Below are 17,964 nucleotides of genomic sequence, written 5' to 3'. Positions count from 1 at the left end.
CGGCGGTCGGTGTCGAGGACGACCGACGAGAGGCCAGCAAGGGGCAAGAGGGCTGACCCGAGCGTGTGAGGTGAACTTCAATCGGCCCGAGATGACACCCAAGATGCGGATACCACCGAAGAATCGCCGGTCGTATCAGGCGTCGTGTAGGGAGCTCCCTTCCGCGGGCCCGCGGCGTCCACAGCGAAGAGCGGGGCAGAGCCGCAACGAAGCCGCGGTGGCGCCCGCAAGAAAGTGGACCACCCGACGTGGGTTCTGCTAGGGGGGTGTCATGATCATCGCGCTCACCGGACAGAAGGGTGGGATCGGCAAGAGCACCACGGCCGTGAGCCTCGCCATGGCCGCGCTGGCGAAGGGCCGGCGGGTGCTGCTCGTCGACGCCGATCCCCAGGGCACCGTCCGCACGTGGGGCGACGTGGCCGCCGAGGCAGGGCACGAGATCCCGACCGTCATGGCGATGGGCGCCTCGATGCACAAGCCGGGGCAGCTCCCGGAGGTCGCGGCCGCGTACGACCTCACGGTCATCGACTGCCCGCCGCGCCACGGTGAGATCGCCCGGTCGGCGCTGATGATCGCCGACGTCGCCGTCTATCCTTGCGGCCCCACGGCCGCGGACGCCTGGGCGCTCACCGCCGCGATCGAGGTGTTCCGGGAGGCCGCCGCGCTGCGCAGCGGGCTCAAAGGCTGCATCCTCATCACGCGCAAGCAGGGCCGCACGGCGCTCGGCAAATCGGCGCGCGCCGTGCTCGAGACCTCGGGCCTGCCGGTGCTCGCCACGGAGCTCGGCTATCGCATTGCCTATCAGGAGTCCCTCGCCTGCGGGCAAGGGGTGACGGGCTATGCGCCGCGGGACACCGCGGCCAGAGAGATCACCCACCTTCTCGAAGAACTGGAGACGCTTCACCATGGCGAAAAAACAAGTCGCGGTCTCGCTAAGAAAGCCGCCGTCGCCTGAGAAGGTCGACGCGTTCGTCGCGGGCGGCGCCGACGGCAAGCCGGCGCACGACGACGACCGAACGAGGCGCGCGCCCGACGCCGAGAAGCCGAAGGCCGCCGCCGAGAGGCGCGCGCTCGACGCCGAGAAGCCGGCTGAAGCGAGGCAGGAGCCAGCGCCGCAGCCGAGCGCCGAGCCGCCCGCGGCGGCGCAGCCCGCGGCGGCGAGCGCCATCGCCGGGCCCCAGCCGCTCGCCACCACCTCGCCGGAGCCGCCGGCCGTCCCGCCGGTGCTCGTCGGGAACGACGGCCGCGCGCGGCGCGCGGTCACGGTCTACCTCCCCGATCCGCTCGCGGACCGGCTGCTGCTCCACTGCATCGAGCACGACCGCGACATGAGCAACCTGATCGGCGAGGCGGTCGAGGTGCACCTCGACCGGCGGCTCGGGCCCGCGCCCGCGTCCGCGACGCCTGTCGAAGGCGGCGCCGCCGCCCGCGAGGCGCCGCCCGCCGGCCCGAGCTACCGCGCCGAGCCGTTCCGCGCCGAGCCGTTCCGCGCCGCCGACACGAGCCCGAAGGGGCGGGTCGGCCGCATGGTCCAGGTCGGGCGGGTGCTGATGACGCTGTGGCGCGAGCGGCCCCGGGTGAGCTGACCCGCGAGCGCGCGCGGCGCCGCCGCTCGAACAACGCATGCAGCACCGCCTCTGCGGGGGCGGCCGCATCCGAGCAGGAGGCGAGAGCAGGGAAGATAAGGATCTTCCTGCCTTCCTGCTCCGTATAAACCTCTCCGGGCCCAATCCCCCTTTCCGGGGGCCCGTTGACATCGCCAGGGTGACCGGGCAGTCTCGGAGTCGAGACGCCGCGCAACAGGCTCCGAGCCCGCCGAGTGCGTGATGAGCCGCCGCGTCACGGAGCCGTTCGCCGCGGCGGCGATTGACCACCAGGACGAGCGATGACCCAGCATTTCCGGGACGAGGGGGCGGCCGCGCGCGGACTGAATCCGATGGAGGCGCAGGCCGCGTCGGACGCCAGCCGGTCCATCCACTCCATCCACGCCCTGTTCACGGAGGCGCCCACCGCCATCGCGGTGTTCCGCGGGCCCGACTGGGTGATCGATTTCACGAACCGGCTCGCGCAGCGCCTGTTCCGCGACCGCACCGTGGTCGGCAGGCGCCTGCTCCAGTGCGCCCCGGAGCTCGCCGGCTCCCAGGTGGCCGAGCTGCTCGAGCGGGCCCACGGGTCGGGCCGGGCGGCCGCCGCGTGCGAGCTCCTGATCCTCCTCGACCGCGGCGACGGCGCGCTGGCCGAGGGCTATTTCAACGTGACCCTCGAGCCGATCCCGGCCGCGGCCGGCGGGACGGAGAGCGTGGTGCTCTTCGCGGTCGAGGTCACCGACCAGGTGCTCGCGCGGCGCCGCATCGAGCAGCTCGCCGAGCAGCTCGAGCACGAGCGCCACAAGCTGGAGCAGATCATCCAGCAGATGCCCCACGCGGTGTACATCGCGGAGGCCCCCTCGGGGCAGCTCGTGATGGGCAACGCGCAGGGCGCCGCGCAGCTCGGCCGGCCGTTCGTGGCGTCGACCGACATCGCGGCGTACAGCGCCGGCTACCAGGGCTTCCACGCGGACGGCCGCCCCTACGCGCCGCACGAGTGGCCGCTCGCCCGCGCCGTGGCCAGCGGCGAGCTCGTCCGGGCCGAGCCGGTGGAGATGCAGCGCCCCGACGGCTCGCGCGCCATCATCGAGTACAGCGCCGCGCCCATCCGCGACGCCGCGGGGCAGATCGTCGCCGGCGTCGTGGTCGGCGTCGACGCGACGGAGCAGATCCGCGCCCTGCGCGAGGAGCAGCGCCGCAGCGAGCAGCTCCGGGGGCTCGCCGAGGCCTCGCTCGCCGTCAACTCGGCGCCGTCGCTCGACCGCATGCTCGCCGAGATCACCGAGCGGGCGCGGTCGCTCATCGGAGCGCACCAGTCGGTCATCAGCATGACCCGCGACCAGAACTGGGCGCATGCCATCAACGCGGTCAGCCTCTCGGACAAGTACGCCGCGTACCGCGGCTACGACGCGAAGACGAACGGCAGCGGGATCTACACGCTGGCCTGCCAGCAGAACAGGCCGCTCCGCATGACGCAGGCCGAGCTCGAGGCGCACCCGGCGTGGCGCGGCTTCGGCGGCGAGGCGTCGCGCCACCCGCCCATGCGCGGCTGGCTCGCCGCGCCGCTCGTCGCCCGCGACGGCAGCAACATCGGGCTCATCCAGCTCTCGGACAAGGTCGAGGGGGAGTTCACCGGCGACGACGAGTCGATCCTGATGCAGCTCGCGCAGCTCGCCAGCGTGGCCATCGAGAACGCGCGGCTGCGCGAGGAGGCGCTCGCCGCCGAGAAGCGCTTCCGCTCCATGGTGGAGGCGACCACGGTCGTCGTCTGGCGGACCGGGCCGAACGGTCACGTCGTGGAGGACTCCGCGTCCTGGCGCGACTTCACCGGGCAGCGCTACGAGGAGTGGCTCGGCTACGGGTGGCTCGACGCCGTCCACCCCGACGACCGCGCGCACGCGAACGCCGCGTGGCGCGGGGCGGTCGCGTCGAGGTCCCGCTACGAGGTGGAGTACCGGCTGCGCCGGCGCGACGGCTCCTGGGCCCACACCGTCGCGCGCGGCGTCCCGCTCCTCGCGGACGACGGATCCATCCACGAGTGGGTCGGCTGCAACGTCGACGTGAGCGACATCCGGCGCGCCGAGGAGGCGCTCCGCGTGCAGCACCAGATCGTGCGCACCATCGCCGAGAACGCGACGCTCGGCCTGTTCATGATGGACGCGCACCAGCGCTGCACCTTCATGAACCCGGCGGCCGAGAAGATCACCGGCTTCTCCTTCGACGAGATCAGGGCGCTCGATCGCCCCCTGCACGAGATCATCCACCACAGGCGGCCGGACGGCAGCCATTACCCCGTCGAGGAGTGCCCGATCGACCGGGCGCTGCCGCGCAAGAGCCAGGAGCAGGGGGAGGACGTCTTCGTCCACAAGGACGGCTCGTTTTACCAGGTCGCCTTCACCGCGAGCCCCATCCTCGACGGCGGCGCCCCGGTGGGCACGGTCATCGAGATCCGCGACATCACCGAGCAGAAGCGCGCCGAGGCGGAGCGCGAGCGCCTCATCGCCGCGCTCGAGCGGAGCAACAAGGAGCTCGATCAGTTCGCGTACGTGGCGAGCCACGACCTGAAGGCGCCGCTGCGCGGCATCGCGAACCTGACGCAATGGATCGAGGAGGACCTCGCCGGGACGGTCGAGGGCGAGTCGCGCGAGCACATGAGCCTGCTGCGCGGCCGCGTCCGGCGCATGGAGGCGCTCATCGACGGGATCCTCGATTACAGCCGCGCCGGGCGGATGCGGCACGAGGTGGAGGCGGTCGACGTCGGCCAGGTGCTCGCGGACGTGATCGAGCTGATCGCGCCGGCGCCCGGGGCGAGCGTCGAGGTCGCGCCGGGCCTGCCGGCGCTGCGGACCGAGCGGATCCCGCTGCAGCAGGTGTTCATGAACCTCATCGGCAACGCGCTCAAGCACGCGCGGCGCGCCGACGTGCGCGTCCGCGTCGGGCACCGGGACGCAGGCCCGCACCACGAGTTCTTCGTCGAGGACAACGGCCCCGGCATCGCCCCGGAGTTCCACGATCGCGTCTGGGGCCTCTTCCAGACGCTGGAGGCGCGCGACAAGGTCGAGGGCACGGGAATCGGGCTGTCCGTGGTGAAGAAGATCGTCGAGAGCCGCGGGGGCCACATCTGGATCGACTCCTCCCCGGGCCAGGGCGCCACCTTCCGCTTCACCTGGCAGAAGCGCGATCCGAACGATCACTGAGCTCCCCCGCAGCGGCGCCGGCGAACCGGGTAAGTGGCAAGCTCAGCGGCGGGAGGCGCTCCTCATTGCAGTTGAATCGGGCGAGCCGGTGGTCCAAGCTCGAACAATGAGACACTCCGGGAGAGCTCGCGCGACAACTCGCGCGACAAACTGCGCGCCGGAGTGCGCTCGGGCACAGCGGCGGCCGCGAAACCTCCGCGGCGGTCGCCCTCTTGCCATGATAAGTGCGGCGGCGGCCATCGCGCGGAGGTTGACGTTCACGTCCTTCCCGCCAAGGAGAACAGGGAGACAATGAACGTCGAAGAGAAGCTCCTGAACATCCTCCTCGTCGAGGACGACGAGGTCGACGTGATGAACGTCCGCCGGGCGTTCAAGAGGAACAACATCTCGAACCCTCTGTGGGTCGCCGGCAACGGCGTCGAGGCGCTCGAGATGCTGCGCAGCGGCGTCATCCCGGTCGAGCGCCGGCTGATCCTGCTCGACCTCAACATGCCGAAGATGAACGGGATCGAGTTCCTGCGCGAGCTGCGCGCCGATCCGGAGCTCGTGTCCACGTCGGTTGTCGTGCTGACCACGTCGAACGACGATCGCGACAAGGTGGGGGCCTTCAACCTCAATGTGGCCGGCTATCTCCTCAAGCCCGTCACGTTCCTCAGCTTCGTCGAGCTGATGGCGGCGCTCAACAAGTACTGGAGACTTGTCGAGCTACCTTAGCGAAACTCACCAGCTTTCTGGCAGCCTTCACAGCGCCCGCGGCCATCGTGACCACCGCGGCCATCGCGGCGCTCGCGGCGCTCGTTGCGAGGCGAAGCGCGGCGGAGGCCGATCCGACACGAAGAGCTGATTGCGCCCCTCGCGGATCTGCCGGATAGGTGGGAGCATGCGGCTCCCCAAGCTCCGGACCAGCGTCGCGCTCACGGCGCTCCTCGGCCTGTGCTCGATGGGCACCTTCTGCATCTGGCCCGATCCCGGCGGCAACAACGGCCCGCCCGACCCCTCGACGGCGTGCGCCGACGGCGAGCCGCCCGCGGCCGGCGCAACTGGCCTGTTCTTCAGCGATCCGGAGGGCGGCGCGGCCCCGCTCGCCGAGGACGCCTCGCTCCCGATCGAGTACGGCCCCCAGGGCGGCCAGCACGTGATGGTGGCGATCCGGCACCACACGCGCGGCGAGGGCGTGTGGGCCTACCGCCTGGCGTTCGAGCCGGAAGCGCCCGATCCGGCGGCGCCCGAGCCCGATCCGGCGGCGCCGCGCCGGCCCGTGCTCGAGGGCTCGAACACCGTGCCCGTCAACGCGTGCGCCTCCGGGTGGACCGAGACGATCGCGCCCGTGTTCCTCGACTTCCAGGACAGCGGGCAAGCGGACGCGGCAGGCGAGATCCCGGCGGCCCGCGGCGTGCTCCGCCTCGTCGCGACCCCCAAGGAGGCGGGCGAGAAGCTGTCCGCGGAGATCCCCGTGCAGATCGCGATGTGAGCGGGCGCGCGGCCGCTACTTGCTCCGCTTGACCACGCCGAGCGCCCGCTGCGCCGCCCGGAGCGCGGCCTGCGCGTCCTTGCCCTCGGCGCCCGCGAGCGCCGCCGCGACGGCGCTCGCGACCTCGCGCCGGCTGTGCGGGTGCACGTCCGCGAGCTTCAGGTAGAGCTGCGCCCGCTCGGGGAAATCCGCTTCGCCGCGCCGCGCCTCGACCCGCTCGAGCAGGCACCCCGCCACCGCGGCGTCCTCCATCTTCTTCAGCGCGTCGAGCGCCGCCGCGCGCTTCGCGATCTCCGGCCGCGCCTCGATGAGTTCCACGAGCGGCGCGAGCGCCACCGGGCCGAACGCGCGGATCGCGTCCGCCACGATGCCCGGCTTGTACCCCTCGGCGTAGGCCGCCAGGAGCTCGCTCAGCCCGCGGACGTCGCCGAGGTAGCCGAGCGCGTACGCGGCGATCTTCGCCTCCCGCTCGTCCTCGCCGCGGCTCGCCAGCATCCGCACGAACGTCTCGACCATCTCGACGTCGCCGAGCTGGGCGAGCGCGTAGGCGGCCTCCTCGCGCACGCCGCGGGCGGCGTCGGCGTAGAAGGCGCGGCGGAGCGCCGGCAGCGCGGAGAGGTCGCCCAGCTCGGCGAGCGCCTTGAGCGCCTCGCCCCGCTCCTCCTTGGTGGGCGCCGCGCCGAGCGTCTTCGCGAGCTCCTGCACCCGCTCCATCCGGGCGGCGCGGCGCGCGCGCACCGCGCCGCCGCCCGGCCCGGCCGCGCGTGCGTCGAGCGCGTCGAGCACGTCGAGCGCGTCGCGGGCGAGCGCCCGCAGGCCCGCGTCCTTGGCGTGCTCCGCGACCCGGCCGAGCATCGCCGCGGCGTCGGCCGAGGCCGCGCCGCCGTGCAGGGCGACCGCCTGCAGCACCCGCACCGCGGTCAGCTTCGCCACGCGGCCCGCCTTGACCGTGAGCGCCCGCTCGGCGGCGGCGATCGCCTCGGCCCCGAGCGGCGCGAACGTCCTCGCGATGGTCGGCGTCGCGGTGCCGTCCGCCCAGAGGGGGAAGATGCTCTCGACGAGCTCGCTCGCCGGCAGCGATTCGTAGTGGCGGGCGTAGTGGACCGCGGCGACGTAGCGGCTCATCGCGCCCGCCGCGCGGCGCCGCGCCACCTCGTCCGGGGGGAGCGCCTCGTCGGGCCGCGCGACGGTCACGCTCTCGTACGTCGGCACGCGCTCGGTCGAGGCGCTGTCGATGTGCGTCGCGCCGGCGAGGCGCACGAGCGCCATCTCGAGCACCTGGTAGAGCTTGATGAAGTCGTCGAGCCGGTCCGCCGGCTCGGGCCGCTGCGGGAGCCCCTGGAGCAGCGCGGCCTGCTTCTCCAGGCGCAGGTCGCGGAGCCGCTCGGCCAGCGGGTCGGTCACGCGGGCGCCGAGGCCGGTGAGCCCGGTGGCGAGCGCCTCGGCCAGCTCCTCGCGCACCTCGCCGAGCGCGATGGCCGCGGGCGAGGCGCCGGCCTCGCGGGCGGCGGCGTTCCAGGCGGAGCCCTCCAGCGGGCCGCTCCGCGCCGCGGCGCCCTGCTCCACGACCGGCCGGAGCTCGAGGCCGAGCGGGCCCTCGACGACCGCGGCGAGCGGCCACAGCGTGGGCAGCGCCGCGTCGATGCCGACGTCGCCGAGCAGCGCGCGCAGCCGCGCGTCGCGGAGGGAGCCGGCGAGCCGCTCCTCGAGCGCGGCGTCGTCGGGCAGGTGGAGGGCCTCGCCCTTGTCGTCGACCGCCGAGAGCCGCGCGCCGCGCGCGAAGAGCGTGTCGATGCGCACCGCCACGGGCACGAGGTCGGGCGCGAAGACGTCCTTGCGGTGCTCCTGGAGCGCCGCGAGCGCCGCGCCGACGTCGGGCAGCGCCCGCGCGAGCACCGCTTCCAGGGCGCCGGCCTCGAGCGGGCGCTTGTCGCCGAGGTCGGTGAAGTCGAGGCGGAGCGGCGGGTAGCCGGGGTAGGTCGTCGCGCGCGCCCCGGCGAGCACCTCCCCGGCGAAGCTCCGCTTCGGCTCGGTCCGCTTCGCCATGAAGGCCGGGAGGATCTGCTTCTCGCTGAAGTGCCGGCCTGTCTCGAGGTCGAGGAAGCGGCTCTCCCGGATGACGTAATCGTCGCTCGTCGTCCGCGTCGAGAAGGCGTACTCGACGAGCGTGAGCCCCTCCGCGGGCTTGCGGTCGGACGCCTTCCACGTCTTGCCGACGAGCTCCTCGACGTGGCGGTCGTCGAGCGGCTCGCCCGCGAGGTGCTTCTCGAGCTTGCGGGCGGTGAGCAGGAGATCGGCCATCAGGTTCGCGTACGCGACCGCCGGGAGCGCGCCGCGGCGGGCGCCGGGGGCCTGCGGGCCGCTCGCGGCGGGGCCAGCGCCTGCGGCGGGTCCACGCAGCAGCGCGGCGAGGTCGAGCGTCCGCGCCGAGAGCCGCCGGAGGCGGTTCTCCCGGAGCCCCTCGGCGAGCTTCTCCATCTGCTCGATGCGGTCGGCCCCGATCGCCGCGACGCCGGCCACGGCGAGCTCGCGCACCAGCGTGCCGACCTGCTCGACGCCCGACTTCATCAGGGCCTGCGCGTTCGCGCTGCCCTTCTTCACGCTCTTGCGTGCCGTCTCGGCGCCGGGCGCGCCGGGCGGCGCCGCGTCGCTCACGACGAACGACTCGGGCGCGCGCGCCCAGGCGACGAGCAGCGCCGCCGCGTGCTTGCAGAACGCGGTGTTGAACGTCCGCGCCGGGCAGGTGCAGCGCCCCTTGAAGGCGGGCGCCGGCGAGCCGCTGTAGACGAGCGTGACCTTGTAGGGCGCGGCCCCCGAGCCCCTGGCCTCGCAGAACAGCTTGTTCTCGTGGCGGGCCAGGTTCAGGAGCTGGCCGCCGTCGTAGAGCAGCGTGCCCTTCTTGAGCTCGCCCGCGTCCTGGATGAACGCCCGGAGCTCGCCGGCCCCGATGCGCTGCACCTCGCCCGGCGCCGCGCTCACGGCGCCTCCGCGGGCGAGCGCGCCGCGCCGGGCGCCGGGCGCTCATCGACGCGCGCGCGCAGAACAACGACCGCTCTCGGGAACAGATCCAGGGCCGCCGACATCGGCCCTGGAGCCTACCATGGTCCGCGGCGCGGGAGCCCTCGCCGCGCCTGCGCCGGATGCCGCGCTCAGGCCGACGGCTGCGCGGCGGCCTGCGCGTCGCCGAGGCGCGGATAATCGGTGTAGCCGCGCGGCCCCTCGGAGTAGAACGTCGACACGTCGGGCGGGTTGAGCGGCGCCCGGCGCGACAGGCGCTCGGGCAGGTCGGGGTTGGCCAGGAACGGCGCGCCGAACGAGACGAGGTCCGCCGCGCCCGTCCGCAGCGCCGCCTCCGCGGTCTCGAGCGTGTAGCCGCCGTTTGCCATGAGGACGCCGCGGAACCGCTCGCGGAGCAGGGGCATCACGCGCCCCGCGGCGTCCTCCGCCTGCCCGTCCACCGGCTCCACGACGTGCAGGTAGGCGAGCTTGCGCGCCGAGAGCTCGGCGGCGACGTGGCCGAAGATCGCCTTCGGGTTCGAGTCGCTCATGTCGTTGTAGCCGCCCAGCGGCGAGACCCGCGCGCCGACCCGGTCCGGGTCGAAGACGCCGGTCACCGCGTCGACGATCTCGAGCAGGAACCGCGCCCGGTTCTCGACCGAGCCGCCATACGGGTCCGTCCGCTGGTTCACGCCGTCGCGGAGGAACTGGTCGATGATGTAGCCGTTCGCCGCGTGGAGCTCGATCCCATCGAAGCCGGCCGCCTTCGCCCGGCGCGCGCCGTCCTCGAACTGCGCGACGACGCCGGGGATCTCGCGCGTCTCGAGGGCGCGCGGGGTGCTGTACGGCTGCGGGCCCTCGGGCGTGTGCGCGTGGCCGGTGCGGATGCGGACGGCCGAGGACGAGACCGGCGCCTGCCGGCCCGGCTGGAACGAGACGTGCGACGCCCGCCCGACGTGCCAGAGCTGGGCGAAGATGCGCCCCCCGGCCCGGTGCACCGCGTCCGTGACGAGCCGCCACCCCTCGACCTGCGCGTCGGTGTGGATGCCCGGCGTGCGGAGGTACCCCACGCCCTGCGGGCTGACCTGCGTGGCCTCGGTGACGATGAGGCCGGCGGACGCGCGCTGCTCGTAATACACCGCGTTGAGCTCGGTGGGCACGTTGCCCTCGCCCGCGCGGCAGCGCGTCATCGGCGCCATCACGAGGCGGTTCGGCAGCGACAGGGGGCCGAGCTTGAAGGGGCTGAACAGCAGATCGGCGGCAGTGGTCACGATCGACGCTCCTTGTAAAGAAGATGTTACTTCCGAAAGAGAAGCAGCATCCGTCAGGAAAGCATCATGGGCACGCGCTACCTCGTGTCAAGGGACTTCCTTTTTGGTAGTGAAGGGGTCATCCTGTCCAGGAAGCGGAATGAAGCATTCATGCCAGCACCTCTGCGACGGGTTCCAGGCGGCGATGGACGTGCTCGCGAAGCCGTGGAACGGCCTCATCATCGCGACGCTCGACGAGGGCCCGCTGCGCTTCGGCGAGATCGGCGAGCGGCTCGACGCGATCAGCGACCGGATGCTCTCCAGCCGGCTGAAGGAGCTCGAGGCGCTCGGCCTCGTCGTGCGGCGCGTCCTGCCGGGGCCCCCCGTGCGCGTGGAGTACGAGCTGACCGACACCGGGCGGGGGTTCAGCGAGGTCGCGCAGGCGATCTCGCGGTGGGGGGCGATGCTCGCGGAGAGCGCGGGGCGCCGCGGCGCGGGCGCGGGCGCGGTGAAGAGCGGCGCGCGCGGCGGGCCAGCGGCGTCCGGCGCGCGCGCGGCGACCCGAGGGGCAGCGGCGAAGCGACCGCGGGCGCGCCTGGTCTAGGCGGCGTGACCGACGTCACGAAGACATCGGCCGATGCCCTAGTCCTGTTCAGGCAAAGCCTGATACCGACTCGACGTATGGCGAGGTACCTGGATGAATACTTGTCCTCGTTCCCAGGAAGATCTTGCCGGTCAGGGGAAATGGTGATGTGATTCCAGGGCTTCGCGCGCTCGGCTCCTCCGATGACGCGAAGCGCTGACGCGGTGGCGTCCTGTGGGCGTCGCGGTGGATCGTCGTATGGCAGTGGAGCACCAGCGCCGACCCGCGGGGATGAGGCTCGCACATCAGTTCTTCTTGTCTCTTGTCCTGCCCATCGCGATCGCCACGTTGCTGTACGGCGTATTCGCGTCGGCGCACCGGACACAGGTCTTGCGGGAGGAGGCCACGGCCGAGCTCCGCAATTATGCCACCCTGCTCCAGGCGTTCGTCGAGAGCGCGCTCCAGCGCCGGGACCTCGCGCTCGTCCGGCGGCGGGCGGAGCACTTCGCGAGCGCCGAGCGCATCCTGGGCGTCGCCGCGTTCACCCGGGAGGGTGAGGCGGTCTTCATCACGGAGGGGGTCAAGGGGGAGGCCGAGCGCCTCGGGGAGATCGCCCATCGGGCGTTCCTCGAGGGGGGAGACATCGAGGAGACCTCCAGCCTGGTCGGGCAGTCGGTGCTGCTCCGCACCGTCTCCATCCAGCCGAGCAGCGCCAACCCGCCTCTGGTCGCCATCCTGGTGCGCGATCGTCATTACATCGAGGTGCTCGAGAGTGCGTTGAATCGCGGGCTGGCGGTGACGGGCGTCGTGCTGCTGCTGATCAGCGCGGTCGTGGCCGGGCTCGTGGGGCGCTTCACCGTGGCCGTCCCGGCGCAGGCCATCCTCTCCGGGGCGGAGCGCGTCGCCAGCGGCGATCTGGACGCGGCCGTGCCCGAGAAGGGCGCGGAGGAGCTGTCCCGGCTGGCCCACGCCTTCAACACGATGACCTGGTCTCTCCGGGAGGCGCGGGCGCGCGCCGAGCGGGAGGAGACGGCGCGGGTGAACGTGGAGCGCCGGCTGCAGCAGGCTCAGGCGCTCGCCGCCGCGGGGCAGGTGGCGACCTCGCTCGGCCATGAGATCGGGTCGCCGCTCAACGTGATCCAGGGCCGCGCGCGGCGCGCCGCCGACCTGCCCGGCTGCCCGGAGCACCTGCGCGCCGAGCTGGAGACCATCGCGCGGCAGTCCGAGCGGATCACCCGCGTCGTCTCCCGCCTCGTCTCGCTCGCCCGGCCGTCTCGGCATCAGCAGGAGGACAGCGATCTCCGGCGCGTCATCGAGGACGTGGTCGCGTTCCTGGGCCCGGAGTGCAGGAAGCGCGACATCGAGACGACGATCGTCTGTCCGCGCGATAGCGGGGAGTGGGCGCGCGTCGCCCTCGACTCCGATCGTCTGTTTCAGGTCGTGTTCAATCTCTGCTTGAACGCCATCGAGGCCCAGGAAGGCGGCGGCGCGCTCGCGGTGCGCGTCCTCCCCGCGTGCGACGGTCCGGCGGGCGCTCGCGCCGTGTGCTTCGATGTCGAGGACGCCGGGCCCGGGGTCCGCGTCGAGGACGCGCGCCAGATCTTCGAGCCGTTCTTCACGACGAAGTCGACCCGCGGGGGCAGCGGCCTCGGGCTCGCCATCGTCCATGGCATCGTCCAGGAGGCGGGCGGATCGGTGGAGGTCTCCTCCTCGCCGACAGGCGGGGCACGCTTCCGGGTCACCCTGCCCACGACCGTCTCCGGTCCGGCGTCGAGCGCGGAGGCGAGCTCTGCAGTGAGGCTCGAGGCGTCGCCCCAGGGCGATACGCCCGAAGAGAGGACGGACGCGAGCATGGAGGAGAGCTCCTGAGCACGGAGGCGAGCACCAAGGCACCTGAAGCCAGGGCGCGAGGCGCCGGGGCCGAAGGCGCAGGACAGACAGGGAGAAAAAGCAGGGAGCACAGGAGGCAGGAGGGATGAGTTCGAGCTCACCGACGAAGGTGTTGATTGTTGAGGACGACGACGATCTCGGCCGGTTCGTCGTTGACATCGCGACCGATCACGGCTACCACGCGACGCATGTTGCCGATGCCTTGTCCGGCATCAGGCTGCTTCCCTCGGAGAAATTCGAGCTCCTCATCACGGACATCCGTATGCCGGGGATGGACGGCATCGAGCTGATCGCGCGAGCGAAGGAGCACGACCCGTTCCTCGCGATCATCGCGATCACCGCCTTCGGCTCCGTCGAGACCGGGATGCGGGCCCTCCGCGTCGGCGCCTCCGATTACCTCTCCAAACCTTTCCGGTCCGATGAGCTAAGCTCTCGCATGCGACGCGCGCTCGAGCGGCGCGCCCGCGACATCGAGCACGCTCGCCTCCAGCGACAGGTCGAAGAAGTTCTGCGCCGCGGCAAGTCGTGAGACGGCGGCGCGCCGGGTCCTCGTGATGCCGCCCTCCCCCGGCATCGTCGGGGCCTGATCCCACGAAGCGAGACCGAGATTTCCAGGCGCGCTATCGTCGTCAGGAAGGTATTCATGCAACCGAACAACATCGCGTCGGCGTCGAAGGACAAGAACGGGAGCGCAGCCAGCAAGAAGAAGCCGCCCTCCCGCAGGCGCGGCGCGGACGGGCTCAGCCTCGACGTGCGGGAGATGCAGCTCCAGGCGATCCTGGAGGTGCTCAAGGCCGTGAAGGCCGGCAACTTCTCGGCGCGCGTCGGCATCGGCGAGGTGCCGGGGACGATCGGGCAGATCGCCGACGAGGTGAACGACGTCGTCCAGCAGCTCCAGACCGTCGGCTCGGAGATCACGCGCGTCGCGCGCGAGGTAGGCACGGAAGGCAAGCTCGGCGCGCAGGCCGAGGTGCAGGGCGTCAGCGGGACGTGGAAGGACCTCACGGACAACGTGAACGTCCTCGCGGGCAACCTGACGAACCAGGTGCGCAACATCGCGGTGGTGACGACGGCGGTCGCGAACGGCGACCTGTCGAAGCAGATCACGGTCGAGGCGAAGGGGGAGATCCTCGAGCTGAAGAACACCATCAACAAGATGGTGGAGCAGCTGCGCGCGTTCGCGTCGGAGGTGACGCGCGTCGCGCGCGAGGTAGGCACGGAAGGCAAGCTCGGGGCGCAGGCCGAGGTGCGGGGCGTCAGCGGGACGTGGAAGGACCTCACGGACAACGTGAACGTCCTCGCGGGCAACCTGACGAACCAGGTGCGCAACATCGCGGTGGTGACGACGGCGGTCGCGAACGGCGACCTGTCGAAGCAGATCACGGTCGAGGCGAAGGGGGAGATCCTCGAGCTGAAGAACACCATCAACAAGATGGTGGAGCAGCTGCGCGCGTTCGCGTCGGAGGTGACGCGCGTCGCGCGCGAGGTAGGCACCGAGGGCAAGCTCGGGGCGCAGGCCGAGGTGCGGGGCGTCAGCGGGACGTGGAAGGACCTCACGGACAACGTGAACGTCCTCGCGGGCAACCTGACGAACCAGGTGCGCAACATCGCGGTGGTGACGACGGCGGTCGCGAACGGCGACCTGTCGAAGCAGATCACGGTCGAGGCGAAGGGGGAGATCCTCGAGCTGAAGAACACCATCAACAAGATGGTGGAGCAGCTCCGGACGTTCGCCGCGGAGGTGACGCGCGTCGCGCGCGAGGTAGGCACGGACGGCAAGCTCGGCGGCCAGGCGCAGGTGCCCGGCGTCGCCGGCACGTGGAAGGACCTGACCGACAACGTCAATCAGCTCGCCGGCAACCTGACGAACCAGGTGCGCAACATCGCCCTCGTCACGACGGCCGTCGCCAAGGGCGATCTGTCGCAGAAGATCACCGCCGAGGCGCGGGGCGAGATCCTCGAGCTGAAGGACACCATCAACAAGATGGTGGAGCAGCTGCGCGCGTTCGCGTCGGAGGTGACGCGCGTCGCGCGCGAGGTAGGCACGGAGGGCAAGCTCGGCGCGCAGGCCGAGGTGCGGGGCGTCAGCGGGACGTGGAAGGACCTCACGGACAACGTGAATGTCCTCGCGGGCAACCTGACGAACCAGGTGCGCAACATCGCCCTCGTCACGAAGGCGGTCGCGAGCGGCGACCTGTCCCAGAAGATCGCGGTCGAGGCGAAGGGGGAGATCCTCGAGCTGAAGGACACCATCAACAAGATGGTGGACCAGCTCCGCGCGTTCGCCGCGGAGGTGACGCGCGTCGCGCGCGAGGTAGGCACGGACGGCAAGCTCGGCGGCCAGGCGCAGGTGCCCGGCGTCGCCGGCACGTGGAAGGACCTGACCGACAACGTCAATCAGCTCGCCGGCAACCTGACGAACCAGGTGCGCAACATCGCCCTCGTCACGAAGGCGGTCGCGAGCGGCGACCTGTCCCAGAAGATCACGGTCGAGGCGAAGGGGGAGATCCTCGAGCTGAAGGACACCATCAACAAGATGGTCGATCAGCTGCGCGCGTTCGCCGCGGAGGTGACGCGCGTCGCGCGCGAGGTAGGCACGGAGGGCAAGCTCGGCGGCCAGGCGCAGGTGCCCGGGGTGTCCGGCACGTGGAAGGACCTGACGGAGAACGTCAACGTCATGGCCTCGAACCTCACCTCGCAGGTGCGCGGCATCGCCAAGGTCGTGACCGCGGTCGCGAACGGCGACCTCCGCCAGAAGCTGGCCCTGGAGGCCAAGGGCGAGATCGCGTCGCTCGCGGACACGATCAACGACATGACCTACACGCTCCGGGTGTTCGCCGAGCAGGTGACGACGGTGGCGCGCGAGGTCGGCATCGAGGGCAAGCTCGGCGGCCAGGCCAAGGTGCCCGGCGCGGCGGGCACGTGGAGGGACCTCACCGACAACGTGAACCAGCTCGCCGGCAACCTCACCACGCAGGTGCGCGCGATCGCCGAGGTCGCCACCGCCGTGACCAAGGGCGACCTGACGCGGGCCATCTCCGTCGAGGCGCAGGGCGAGGTCCTTCAGCTGAAGGACAACATCAACCAGATGATCTCGAACCTGCGAGACACGACGCGCGCCAACCAGGAGCAGGACTGGCTGAAGACGAACCTGGCGCGCTTCTCCGGGATGATGGCCGGGCAGCGGACGATCGAGGCGCTCAGCCGCCTCATCATGTCCGAGGTCACGCCGCTCGTCTCGGCGCAGCACGGGGCCTTCTACGTGCTCGAGTCCGAGGACAAGCACCCGACCCTGAAGCTCACGTCGAGCTACGCGTTCCAGAAGCGCAAGGGCATCTCCAACCGGTTCGCGCTGGGCGAGGGGCTCGTCGGGCAGTGCGGCCTCGAGAAGAAGAGCATCGTCGTCACCGACCTGCCGGACGACTACATCCGGGTGAGCTCGGGCCTCGGCGAGGCGCCGCCGCGCAACATCTGCGTCCTGCCGGTGCTGTTCGAGGGCGGCCTCAAGGCGGTCATCGAGCTGGCGAGCTTCCAGAACTTCACGCCCATCCACCTCACGTTCCTCGAGCAGCTCACGCAGTCGATCGGCGTCGTGTTCAACATGATCGGCGCCAGCATGAGGACGGAGGAGCTGCTCCAGGAGCTCCAGAGGTCCAACACCGAGCTCGGCTCGCGCTCGCAGGAGCTGGAGGAGAAGGCGTCGGAGCTCGAGATCAAGAACCGCGAGATCGCGCGCGCCAGCGCCTCCCTGGAGGAGAAAGCCAGGGAGCTGTCGCGCACCTCGAAGTACAAGTCCGAGTTCCTCGCGAACATGTCGCACGAGCTGCGCACGCCGCTCAACAGCCTGCTCATCCTCGCCAGGATCCTCGCGGACAACGAGGAGCACACGCTCACGCCGAAGCAGGTCGAGTACGCGAAGACGATCGCCGCCGCGGGGCAGGACCTCCTGCAGCTCATCAACGAGATCCTCGACCTGTCCAAGATCGAGGCCGGCAAGATCGACGTGAAGACCCAGCGCGTGGCGCTGAGCGAGCTGGCGGAGTACGTCGAGCGGAGCTTCCGGCAGATCGCGGAGCAGAAGGAGCTCGAGTTCTGGGTCCGGGTCGGCACCGGCGTCCCCTCGACGATCATGACGGACCTGCAGCGGCTCCAGCAGATCCTGAAGAACCTGCTGTCCAACGCGTTCAAGTTCACGTCGTCGGGCCGGATCTCGCTGGAGATCGAGGTGGCCAGCCGCGGGATGACGTACAAGCGCGACACGCTCATCAAGGCGAAGGCCGTGGTGGCGTTCGCCGTCACGGACACCGGCATCGGGATCCCGCCGGAGAAGCAGACGCTCATCTTCGACGCGTTCCAGCAGGCCGACGCCTCGACCAGCCGCACCTACGGCGGCACGGGGCTCGGGCTAACGATCAGCCGGGAGCTCGCCAGCCTGCTCGGCGGCGAGATCTCGCTGCACAGCACGCCCGGGCTCGGCAGCAAGTTCACCCTCTACCTGCCGGCGGAGCGGCCGGAGCAGAAGGCCACGAAGGCTTCGCGCGCCGAGCTGCCCGAGCCGATCGCGCCGATGCTCACGAACGGCTCGTCCTCGGTCGCGCTCGCGGGGCGGAACGTGCTCGTCATCGACGACGACGCGCGCAACGTCTTCGCGATCACGAGCCTGCTCGAGCGGCGGGGCGCGCAGGTGCTCCTGGCCGAGAACGCCAGGCACGGCATCGAGATCCTCCGCGACGCCGACGCGACCGTCGACATCGTCCTCATGGACATCATGATGCCCGAGCTCGACGGCTACGAGGCGACCCGCGAGATCCGCAACGATCCCCGCTTCAGCGATCTGCCGATCATCGCGGTCACGGCCAAGGCGATGCCGGAAGACCGGCAGAAGTGCCTGGACGCCGGCCTCAACGACTTCGTGGCCAAGCCGGTGGACGACGCGCGCCTCATGTCGGTCATGCTGCACTGGCTGCGGCCCGACTGAGCGACGGAGCCG

Annotated in this window: 11 protein-coding genes; 9 read left to right on the top strand and 2 right to left on the bottom strand. The window is 71.4% G+C overall.

Annotation, left to right across the window (positions count from 1 at the left end):
• Positions 1 to 271: 271 nt before the first annotated feature.
• The 5 genes from parA (at position 272) to WME76_RS36860 (ending at position 6,254) form a co-directional block, all read left to right on the top strand.
• The gene (parA, locus tag WME76_RS36880; RefSeq protein ID WP_437956872.1) at positions 272 to 955 is read left to right on the top strand and encodes a ParA family partition ATPase; all 684 of its coding nucleotides are present in this window, start codon (positions 272 to 274) and stop codon (positions 953 to 955) included.
• Positions 906 to 1,586 carry a hypothetical protein gene (locus WME76_RS36875; protein ID WP_437956871.1) on the top strand — a complete coding sequence of 227 codons (681 nt, stop codon included), beginning with the start codon at positions 906 to 908 and terminating at the stop codon, positions 1,584 to 1,586. Before parA ends, WME76_RS36875 begins: the two co-directional genes overlap by 50 nt.
• Before the next feature lie 299 nt (positions 1,587 to 1,885).
• Positions 1,886 to 4,783, top strand: coding sequence for a PAS domain S-box protein (locus WME76_RS36870; RefSeq protein WP_437956870.1), 2,898 nt, complete (start codon positions 1,886 to 1,888; stop codon positions 4,781 to 4,783).
• Positions 4,784 to 5,074: 291 nt separating this feature from the next.
• Positions 5,075 to 5,497, top strand: a complete 423-nt coding sequence (locus WME76_RS36865) for a response regulator (RefSeq protein ID WP_061617258.1) — start codon at positions 5,075 to 5,077, stop codon at positions 5,495 to 5,497.
• Positions 5,498 to 5,663: 166 nt separating this feature from the next.
• The gene (locus WME76_RS36860) at positions 5,664 to 6,254 is read left to right on the top strand and encodes a hypothetical protein (protein ID WP_437956869.1); all 591 of its coding nucleotides are present in this window, start codon (positions 5,664 to 5,666) and stop codon (positions 6,252 to 6,254) included.
• Between the two features lie 15 nt (positions 6,255 to 6,269).
• Here the strand turns inward: WME76_RS36860 and WME76_RS36855 are convergent, their stop codons facing one another.
• Positions 6,270 to 9,233, bottom strand: coding sequence for a HEAT repeat domain-containing protein (locus WME76_RS36855; protein ID WP_437956868.1), 2,964 nt, complete (start codon positions 9,231 to 9,233; stop codon positions 6,270 to 6,272).
• A 170-nt stretch (positions 9,234 to 9,403) separates the two neighbouring features.
• Complete coding sequence (locus tag WME76_RS36850; RefSeq protein ID WP_437956867.1) at positions 9,404 to 10,522, bottom strand: alkene reductase; 1,119 nt, start codon at positions 10,520 to 10,522, stop codon at positions 9,404 to 9,406.
• Positions 10,523 to 10,661: 139 nt separating this feature from the next.
• On the opposite strand from WME76_RS36850, the gene WME76_RS36845 reads away from it, so the two are divergent.
• From WME76_RS36845 to WME76_RS36830, 4 genes are all read left to right on the top strand, one after another.
• Positions 10,662 to 11,105: a winged helix-turn-helix transcriptional regulator gene (locus WME76_RS36845; protein ID WP_437956866.1), complete on the top strand. Its 444-nt coding sequence runs from the start codon at positions 10,662 to 10,664 to the stop codon at positions 11,103 to 11,105.
• Positions 11,106 to 11,399: 294 nt separating this feature from the next.
• Complete coding sequence (locus WME76_RS36840) at positions 11,400 to 12,953, top strand: ATP-binding protein (RefSeq protein ID WP_437956865.1); 1,554 nt, start codon at positions 11,400 to 11,402, stop codon at positions 12,951 to 12,953.
• A 106-nt stretch (positions 12,954 to 13,059) separates the two neighbouring features.
• The gene (locus tag WME76_RS36835; protein WP_061619276.1) at positions 13,060 to 13,503 is read left to right on the top strand and encodes a response regulator; all 444 of its coding nucleotides are present in this window, start codon (positions 13,060 to 13,062) and stop codon (positions 13,501 to 13,503) included.
• 114 nt (positions 13,504 to 13,617) lie between these two features.
• Positions 13,618 to 17,952: a HAMP domain-containing protein gene (locus tag WME76_RS36830; RefSeq protein ID WP_437956864.1), complete on the top strand. Its 4,335-nt coding sequence runs from the start codon at positions 13,618 to 13,620 to the stop codon at positions 17,950 to 17,952.
• The last annotated feature ends 12 nt before the right edge of the window (positions 17,953 to 17,964 follow it).

The organism is Sorangium sp. So ce119 (assembly GCF_051524405.1).
GTDB classification, from domain to species: domain Bacteria; phylum Myxococcota_A; class Polyangia; order Polyangiales; family Polyangiaceae; genus Sorangium; species Sorangium cellulosum_G.
The sequence above is the reverse complement of the archived record's forward strand: the minus strand, read 5'-3'. Positions and strand labels throughout refer to the sequence as shown.